The sequence below is a fragment of the Bacillus sp. TL12 genome (assembly GCF_022625245.1).
GTDB lineage: Bacteria > Bacillota > Bacilli > Bacillales > Bacillaceae_G > Bacillus_A.
Genome location: NZ_JAJJBY010000070.1, coordinates 1 through 8,737 on the forward strand (window position 1 = coordinate 1; position 8,737 = coordinate 8,737).

Below are 8,737 nucleotides of genomic sequence, written 5' to 3' on the forward strand. Positions count from 1 at the left end.
ACCTGGCCAATTTTTAACCAAACTTTATTTCAAAGCTATAACTCCTATCTGTTCATCCTCACTATCATGAGGTAATCACTACTTATTAATGATAATACAGCAATTTTATTGTTAGCAATCATTATAAAAAGTCTTTCTCTGTGAGTGGATCAAAAAGGAAGTAATTCGTGCCGTGCCTCATACCCATCAACTTAAGAAAAGTAAACACCCCAAAAACGACAAAAAGAGCTGACTTCTCCAAATAACTAACTGTAGAGAAAGAAAAATTTCATTTAGGGGGTATTTTGTTTTGTTAGCTTGATAGTGATGTGTTCTTCCCCCTAAAATTAGAAAAAAGCATAACAATTTCTCCTCACCTATATAATAATGATTCTAAAACGTGTACCTCTATAATTCCAATATTCCCATAACTTCTTTCGTAAATAGTTTAAAATCTTTTAAATGTTTTTCAATAATTTGACGAACAATATCTAAATTTACACTTTGATAATCATGAACAGCAATATTTCGAAATCCAACCATCGCCTTTAACTTATTTGCTAGCTCTTTGCTAAGTAATCCTGCTGTAACCAATAAATCAAAAGCCTCTCGACTAGATTGTGGTAATCCTAACTTTTTTCCTGCAACAATATGCATTGCTAAATCAATACTCGCTTCACAAGCTCTTTGTATGTTCAATATTATGGAATCTTGCTTTGTATAATCCTCTAAATTCTCAGGGGCATTTCCATACACATCTTGGATTCTTTTTATACAACGCTCTATTGTAGAAATTTTATTTAAAATAACTTCATTCTTCATATATAGAACCTCTTTTCTTTATATCATCAAATACTATCTGGCGTTCCTCATTCAATTTTGAATACATTTTTAAAGTTTTCATTTCAAAAATGACCTTTCGTTCTTCATCAGAGCAAAATATTGTCTTTCCTGTATGTATAATTTGAGCTTGAAAAACTGTAGAAGCTTCAGATAAATCAACTAAATCAACATCTTTATGAACGATGTTGGCTAACTCCTGTGCTAATAAAAAACGCTCATAATTCCCTAAAGTTATGTCACTTAAATAGGCTATATCAATATCACTATCTTCTCGTTCTCTGTTCTCCGCTGTTGATCCAAACACAATTATCCAATAGGGATTCACCGTCTCTTGTAATTTTTCTATAATAGCTGTAATCATGCTTTGAAAAATCATTTAATTAATCCCCCTTATTATACTTGAATTTTATTATATCATAACCATTACAGATTTAGTGATACGGGAAAGCCTATGCAGGACTTCAGTCCGCCTTTAGGCATAGAGTGAAAGTATCACTTTTTCGTAGAAAAACACTTGTTTTTTTAGGTATAATAAATCTATTGACAAATAAAAGTCTCTATAACACTTCCGTTCTCTGAAAACCGAATACATATGAGGTTGGAGTAGCGAATTCTTCTACTCTTAAAAGGTTCTGGTACAAAGGTAAAATAAAAGATAATATAGCCCCTATATTTCTAGCGGAATTGTATTTTATGCTGTTAGCCCAAACAATTGATGGATGAATTCTTTCTGGTTTTGAACAGACTGATCATGTAAATCAATCTGTTCTTTTTTAATCATATGTATAGCTTCCACTCCTGCAAGAATGGATATAGCTGTTCCAAAAGACTTGAACCCTAACATAGAACGAACTCGCCTTTTAATAAACCGATGGTCTTGTTCCACTATATTATTGAGATATTTAACTTGCCTTAGTTGTATGCTTTCAGGCATATGTTTCTCTTCTGTCAACTCTTGAATCGCTACAGGATAGGATGGGTTCCTATCTACTGTTATCACGCGGGGTTTAGAAACATACGAAAAAGCCAAGACTTTCTTGAAAAAGCGCTTGGCTGCTTGTTTATCTCTTGATTTACTTAGATAAAAATCAATTGTATTCCCCTCTGAATCGACTGCACGATATAAGTACATCCATTGACCTTTTACTTTAATATAAGTTTCATCGACTCTCCACGAGTCATTTGTTGATTTAAGATGATGTCGTACTTTCTCTTCTAATTGAGATCCATATTGATGAACCCCGCGCATAATCGTTGTGTGAGAAATTGATAATCCTCTTTCCCCCATCATTCCCACCAAGTTACAGAAGCTCAAATTATACCGTAGGTACCACCTTACTGTTAATAAGATGAGTTCAGGCTGATAATGCTTCCATTTGAACAAATTTTCTTTTTCCATACTGATCACGCCCCTTTTTAAGAGTCATACTATCAGTATGTCCAAGTTTAGGAGATTACTTGCAAGAGTCTTAGAATTTTTGCACCAGAACCAATTTTTCTTTTCCATACCGATCACACACCTTTCTAGAGTAATAGAATCAGTATGTCCAAGATTTAAAGATTAATTGTAATTATCTTAAAGTTTCTGCACCAGAACCTCTTTTTGTGTTGGTCTAGTTAAACAAGGGGATTGTTCCATTGGTTTATTATGTTAAGGTTATCTGTAGATGACCTAAGTAAAGGTGGTATGTTTTAATTGAGGGCGCTTTTAATAAAAAAAGTTTGAATATTTTCTGTCTCTGTTGTTCTACGATTGCGCCCTTTTCTGGGATAACAAAAATATGGATTTAGTTCTATATCATTTTCCTGCTAAAATTAATGCACGTTAGTTTAACTAAGATATTTTGAAATTATATATATAAAGGTTAAATTATTGGGAAGGTTTTGGTTTTCTCTCTAATATACTCATAAAGTTTTTTCTATAGTAGAACAACAAATAACCATGAGTGAGGACAAGTATTGCTGCTAAAAAAAGTAACGAATGGTCTAGGAACAAGTGAAGTAAAAAAATATTGGCTACAATTGGCGATAATATTGTAATGACTAATGGGATATATTGATTGATTATGAGTAAAATTCCACATATAACTTCTAAAAATTTCTCTGCAATTAATAGATACTCAAATTCGAATAATTCCATTGCTTTGGGACTAGGTGTTATAAATGGTTCAAGTCCGAAGATGACAAAATAACCGTTTATACCAGCAACCCCAAAAACGACCCCTAAAAATAATCTGCTTATTTGCATAAGTATTTTTATCAATTTGCACATCTCCTATTAAAGTCTATTTATCACTAAAAAAATTATAGCATACCGAAAATTCAAAAAACGTTCTGGATATGGTGTGCTTATTCAAGTAAATGCGATGTTAGCTGAATTAACTCCCAGAATAGTAACCACTTCTATATACTTTAAAATTCGAATAACACCTTCTTATGTTCAACAATCTGACCCTTTATTACTACTCAACAGCTCCTTAATCCGCTCATTAAACCACAGTAAATTAGGTAATTAGTAGTTTTTTATTGAATTAAATCACTCATAGTTTCAAGTATTTATAAAATACGTTTGGTATATGGAATTTTACAAATAACTGTAGCTACTAAAAAACAAGTAATAATTCCAAGGGTTCCTACAATTCCAAACTTTAGAAGAGGGTGAAGTGAAATGTCGTATAATATACGGCTATACACTACAATAATCAATGAATGAATAATATATACTGTGTAAGCTGTAGAAGATAGTGTTTTAGTAAAAAGACTGGTTTGATTTCCATACTTGCGAAATCCGTCAAGAAGCACGATACAAATACCTATTCCAACAAAAGGCTCCCACAAAGCGTACAATAAAGATTGTAAATTAAATCCACCATTTAGATTTCCTTTAGGTAATAAAATCAGGCCGATCACTAATAATGGACTAACGAAAAGAGCAATCCTCCTCCAAATTTTAACTGTCTTTTTAGGTATACTATCCAGCCATTTCTGCCTGTAAGCCATAATGCCGGCTATATAGAGAAAAATATAGGAAGGAAAATAACTAACTTGTAACCCTACAATCATTTCTCCTACTGGAAATATCAATCGAACTAGAAAAGCGAGAATACCTAATGAAAAACTGATAATAAAAAGGGTGGGCACTTTAGGGAACTGTTTATTTTTATATGATAATTCCCCCTTACCTACTATTCTTACTAAAAGATACATACAATTAAAAATGAGAAGTGCTAATACGAACCAAAGTGGTCCAATCTCAATACTTTCTAAACTTAAGATCTTAGATTTATAAAAGTGTCCAAAACTAAGATTTTTCTTTTCTTGAGCTGTAAACTGAATGACAGGGCTAAGGAAGAAAATATAAAATATAATAGGAGTATTTAAACGAATGTAACGATCTTTTAAAAATAATTTAGGACCTTTCTGGTCATAAGCATTTGGGGTAAAATATCCAGAAAGGAAAAAAAATAACCCCATAAAAAAAGATTGGTTTATAAAGACGAAGGCAGTTAATATAAAGTTTGTAAACTCATAAGTTGAATCCATATCTTCAAAATACCAAAGCTCGCCTGTACTACTATAGGTCATTGCGATATGATGCAAGATAACAAGAATAGTGAGAAAAACGCGAAGATTATCTATATAATAGATACGCTTATCCATGAATACCTCCTAATTCAAAATTTTTTTGTTTAGTTGCTGACTATCTTTTTAACACAAATGTGCTAAAAAGAATATAACACAGGTGTATTAAAAAAGAAAGCCTTTTATACAACAGAATAAGTTATTTATCATTTTCCGACAGAAGACTCCATCCTCAATTTTCGTGAAGGTGCAATAGCACCAGCAAATAGGCGGGAAATGAATGTCGGTTGGCGTAAGCCAAAATGTTTGTTACCATATACTTGTACAGATTGCTCTTTGAAAACTGAAGATATGAGGTTGGTTGCAGAAAAATCGTTGCAACCGTAAAATCTTCAACATTCTATCGCCCCACGCTTGCCTAAGTTGCGAAAGCCAAGCTAAAGTAGGATGCGTGGTGAGTCAACGTACAAGATACTTATGTTCTCACCGTAGGAATCTCCCACTTCAAACAGACCGCAAGGTTGTTAAGTGCGGGTAGTTCAATACAACACAAAAAACGCCCAAATAATTAAGTGTTGGGGCGTCTGAAATAATCTTTTTGAAATAAAAATGACAAAACTATCAGAAATAAAGATCCTCCTATTTTGTAATATTTCAAATTCCGCTTTACTTCTTACATATTGATAATAAATGCGTTTTTAGCACCTTTTTAATTTGTTCTGTACTCATAGCCTCTTTATTTAAGCACCAGTTTAAAGCAATCCCATTAACAATGGCATATAATCGTGTTACTTCTATATCCTGTTCTAAAGTTTCATCCAGAAGATGACCTCTTCTTAAAACCTCGATACAGATATCTATGAATAATCGTAGTTTACGATCTGCTTTTAATGCGAGATCCTGTAAATCTGGATGTTTCTGTGCATATGTAACGATTGAAACCCACACCTCTGTTTCTAGTTGACTTTCCTTTTTTAAAGGTAGTACCTCGTATAACATATGTTCCACCAATTCCAATGGTGTACGCGAAATGTCCAAACTTTGTATGCGTTTTTCAACCTCTTCATCCATCATCTGCATGCAACACTTTAATAATTCATTTTGCGTAGAAAAATAGTACCTTAATGAACCAGCTGATACTTTCATTTCTTCAGCTATTTTTCTTACAGAAACCTCTTCTACCCCTCTCTCAAAAATGATTTTCCATGTGGCATGAACAATTTCCTTTCTTCGTTGTTCATGATTTACTATTTTTGGCATCATTCACACCTCCTATTATTTCTGTACGCCTGTATGAAATAATATTATCATAATTGTCAATTTAAAAAGCAGCTTATATTTTATTCGTACTTGAACTCCTCACCACTTAACGTCCTTACGGACTGTTTGAAGTGGGAGATTCCTAAGTACAGAGTGGTTCTGTTGCAAAGATTTCTAAACTGAGATAACCTGTAGAAAAAGTGTACTCATCTCCATCAATTACACGATAAAGATATAACCAATCCCTTTAAACTTTGATGTACGACTCATCTAAATGCCAAGTATTGTGTACAGCTTTGTTTTTCTTTTTCCAAATTTGATAAATCAAATTGCTATAATCATGCGTTAGGTGCATGATTAATGAAATACTTAATCTCAAGAAAAAATACTGGACTTATCGTTCCGGAATATTCATACTAAATTATATGATAGGGGGTGTTGTAAAATGGGGAGACGTATTAGTTTTAACAAAGAACACGCTTTGAATAAAGCTATGTATTTATTCTGGGAAAAAGGTTATGACGCTACATATATCTCAGATCTTATTGAAACGATGGGAATAAGTCGGTCTACTCTCTACGATAGTTTTGGAGATAAGGATGAACTATTTAAACTGGTTTTAGAACATTATAAAAACTATAGTTATCAAAAGAGAAATTTACTTTTTAGTGGTATAAACACCAAAGAATCACTTAAATCCTTTTTTTATCAACATATTGAAAAATGTTATTTAGATAATATGCCCAAAAGTTGTATAATAACTAATTCTTCACTGCTTATTGGACATATTGACCCATCCATAGAAAAAATACTTATAAATGATTTTAATGAACTCGAAAAAGTATTTAAGCAAGTCATTGACGAAGGAAAAAGGAAAGGGGAAATTTCACAAGAGGCCAATTCTGAATTAGTTGCATATTCTTTATTAAGTTTAAATCACAGCATTAATTTTATGTCCAGATATAAAAAGGAGAAAAATTTAGCCTATCATCTAGTGGATAAGACTATTGCAGACATATAGTCTTTCTTTTTTAATCATTTCGGAACGATCGTACCAAAAAATAAATAAAAAAAGGAATGATAAAGGTGACTAAAAAGACAAATTTTCTAATATTTATTTTGGCAATTAGTTGTGGTTCACTTGCTGCAAATATTTATTATGCACAACCAATTGTACAATTCATGGCAAAAGATTTGAACATCTCTTCTGACTTATCCGGCTTGCTCACTACCTTGACACAAATTGGGTATGGATTGGGATTATTTTTCATCGTGCCAATGGCTGACTTATTTAAAAGTAAGAAAATAATAGGCATTCTTATTGGGCTAACTATTATTTCATTAATTGGTACGCTAATTTCAACAAACGGAATTGTTTTCTTAATATTAACAACTATAATCGGCATTGGGGCCTGTGCGGCTCAGATGTTAGTTCCACTAACAATGAGAATTGTGCCTATTGAAGAGATTGGTAAATATGTGGGTAAAGTAATGAGTGGTTTATTAATTGGGATTATGATTGCTCGTCCATTATCTATCGGAATAGCTGACTGGTTCGGCTGGAGAATGGTATTTCTTTTTTCATTAATAACACTAGTTACCGTATTACTGTTAATTATAAAATTTTTGCCTAACTATGAAGTGATATCGACTAGTAACATGTCATATCCAAATTTAATAGCTTCTATGGTAAAACTACTAATAAATACTTCTCCTTTACAACAAAGAGCTTTTTATCATGCATGTTTATTTGCAACATTTAGCCTTTACTGGACAGTTATTCCCATTTTGTTAAGGTCTGAGCCATTAAATTTTTCAAATAATGAAATTGCATTATTTGGCTTTGTTGCAATAGCTGGAGCTTTATTAACTCCTACTATTGGTAAAATAGCAGATAAGGGTTATATTTTTACAATGACTAATGTATCAATGGTGCTCGTACTATTATCTGTTGCATTATTATTTTTTGTTCAAGATCATTCACTATTTAGTGTGATTTTAATACTTATCTCAGGTATTTGTATTGATATTGGTGTGGCAGGAAATTTATTATTAGGTCAAAAAGTTATCTTTAGTTTGAATCCCGAGATAAGAAACAGACTAAATGGATTATATATGACTATTTTCTTTTTAGGAGGAGCCTTTGGTTCATGGATTGGAAGTTATACTTACTATAGATTTAATAGTGAAGTAACTTTACTCATTGGAGCAGCTTTGCCATTAATCGCCCTATTCGTTCATTTAATAAAAAATAATACTATAAATCTATCAAAAAACAAAAATAAATACATTTCCTAACTATTAATATCCCCAAAAAGTTAGAGGGAAAATCTAATTTTTGGGCTAGTATTAGCATTATCGTTTTTTTTGTGCAGTTAGATAAATAAGGGAATTATATAGATTGAAAATATTCTTTAAGTACGTGTGCTAATTGCTGTAATTCTTTGTATACTGCAAAGACAGAGTCTGATTCAAGACTTCGTCTTCGTATATATAGGGACTAGATCTTTTTAATTCCTTTTTATTGTACGTAAAGCAAGGAAATCGCTGTTTTATATGTCGATGCTTTTGTTCAAACAGGTTATTTAGATGCTTAGCGGTACAATGTTTTGTACGCATAAATAAGCTGTTCTTTTTCAGTTACTTGAACGTGCAAAGTAAGACCGGATTCTTGTCTGTTGTGATAATCGCATGTTCTACAAAGTTGGAGATTAAAGTATACCCCTCTCCATCAATTGTACGATAAAGATAGCATCACCCCTCTTAATTTTGAGGCACGTCTCATCTAAATGCCAAGCATAGTTTGCAGTTTTGTTTTTCTCTTTCCGAATTTGATAAATCAAAATTTTAGATTAATCCACCCGAAGCATGAATGGTGTAGGGCGAATGGGAACTCCTCGTTTTTGTAGAATCTCAGATACACCACAATATCTTAAAGAAAGCGACAGTAGTAGCTAATGGCTACCAAAATAATGTCCGTTTTAAATTGTTTTCCTTTAAAATATCGCATTTGTGATTCTCCGTATCCTTTTTCTAGGGTGTAGTCTTACGTAGAAAGATTTGCAACAAAACC

General features: G+C 32.4%; 8 protein-coding genes and 2 pseudogenes. 2 read left to right on the plus strand and 8 right to left on the minus strand.

From position 1 onward, the window contains the following. Nucleotides 1–387: 387 nt before the first annotated feature. The 7 genes and pseudogenes from hepT to LOK41_RS26470 form a co-directional block, all read right to left on the minus strand. Nucleotides 388–801 (minus strand): type VII toxin-antitoxin system HepT family RNase toxin, encoded by a 414-nt coding sequence (gene hepT / locus LOK41_RS26440; RefSeq protein WP_241818961.1) that lies wholly within the window; start codon nucleotides 799–801, stop codon nucleotides 388–390. Beyond that, a complete protein-coding gene (gene mntA / locus LOK41_RS26445; protein WP_241818962.1) occupies nucleotides 791–1,198 on the minus strand; it encodes a type VII toxin-antitoxin system MntA family adenylyltransferase antitoxin in 408 nt (135 codons plus the stop codon). The genes hepT and mntA overlap by 11 nt, the downstream gene beginning before the upstream one ends. Before the next feature lie 315 nt (nucleotides 1,199–1,513). Next, the gene (locus LOK41_RS26450) at nucleotides 1,514–2,221 is read right to left on the minus strand and encodes an IS6 family transposase (protein ID WP_241818963.1); all 708 of its coding nucleotides are present in this window, start codon (nucleotides 2,219–2,221) and stop codon (nucleotides 1,514–1,516) included. A 471-nt stretch (nucleotides 2,222–2,692) separates the two neighbouring features. Beyond that, nucleotides 2,693–3,085, minus strand: a complete 393-nt coding sequence (locus LOK41_RS26455) for a hypothetical protein (RefSeq protein ID WP_241818964.1) — start codon at nucleotides 3,083–3,085, stop codon at nucleotides 2,693–2,695. Nucleotides 3,086–3,378: 293 nt separating this feature from the next. Beyond that, a complete protein-coding gene (locus tag LOK41_RS26460) occupies nucleotides 3,379–4,482 on the minus strand; it encodes an acyltransferase family protein (protein ID WP_241818965.1) in 1,104 nt (367 codons plus the stop codon). Between the two features lie 588 nt (nucleotides 4,483–5,070). After that, nucleotides 5,071–5,664 (minus strand): TetR/AcrR family transcriptional regulator, encoded by a 594-nt coding sequence (locus LOK41_RS26465; protein ID WP_241818966.1) that lies wholly within the window; start codon nucleotides 5,662–5,664, stop codon nucleotides 5,071–5,073. 250 nt (nucleotides 5,665–5,914) lie between these two features. After that, a pseudogene (locus LOK41_RS26470) lies at nucleotides 5,915–6,022 on the minus strand (IS6 family transposase); the annotation flags it as partial. 87 nt (nucleotides 6,023–6,109) lie between these two features. Here LOK41_RS26470 and LOK41_RS26475 point away from each other — a divergent pair. Together LOK41_RS26475 and LOK41_RS26480 are read left to right on the plus strand one after the other, a co-directional pair. After that, nucleotides 6,110–6,685 (plus strand): TetR/AcrR family transcriptional regulator, encoded by a 576-nt coding sequence (locus tag LOK41_RS26475; RefSeq protein WP_241818967.1) that lies wholly within the window; start codon nucleotides 6,110–6,112, stop codon nucleotides 6,683–6,685. A gap of 56 nt (nucleotides 6,686–6,741) precedes the next feature. Continuing rightward, nucleotides 6,742–7,962 (plus strand): MFS transporter, encoded by a 1,221-nt coding sequence (locus LOK41_RS26480; RefSeq protein ID WP_241818968.1) that lies wholly within the window; start codon nucleotides 6,742–6,744, stop codon nucleotides 7,960–7,962. 94 nt (nucleotides 7,963–8,056) lie between these two features. Here the strand turns inward: LOK41_RS26480 and LOK41_RS26485 are convergent. Then, nucleotides 8,057–8,674, minus strand: a pseudogene (locus LOK41_RS26485) (DDE-type integrase/transposase/recombinase). Nucleotides 8,675–8,737: the final 63 nt, after the last annotated feature.